A 418-nucleotide genomic window follows, 5' to 3' on the forward strand; every position below is an offset into this window, starting at 1 on the left:
ACGGGCGACACCCGGGCCCGCTTCGACCGTCTGGCCGCCTGGGCCCGCGAGCACTTCCCCGACGTGGAACTCACCCACCGCTGGGCCACCCAGGACAACAGCCCCACCGACACCGTGCCGCTGGTCGGCCCGCTGCACCACGGCGCCCGGCACGCCTACGTCGCGACCGGCTTCGCCGGCTGGGGCATGAGTGGCGGGATGATGGCGAGCCTGCTGCTCACCGCGCAGATCACCGGCGAGGAGCGCGCGTGGAGCGGGCTGTACGACCCGCGCCGGCTGGCTCCGGCCGTCCGCGAGGCGCCGTCCTTCCTCAAGACCCAGGCCGAGGTCGCCCGGCACTTCGTCGGCGACCGGCTGCGCCCCTCCCCGCCGGTGGAGGCCCTGCCCCCCGGCGAGGGTGCCGTGGTCCGCGCCGACG

1 protein-coding gene is annotated in these 418 nt (G+C 76.6%); it reads left to right on the forward strand.

Annotated elements, in window-relative coordinates; genetic code table 11:
* Nucleotides 1-418: FAD-dependent oxidoreductase (locus B7L92_RS35435; RefSeq protein WP_438364051.1), on the forward strand; the 418-nt coding region annotated here is incomplete at both ends.

The organism is Streptomyces viridosporus, assembly GCF_002078235.1.
Taxonomy (GTDB): Bacteria; Actinomycetota; Actinomycetes; order Streptomycetales; family Streptomycetaceae; genus Streptomyces; species Streptomyces viridosporus.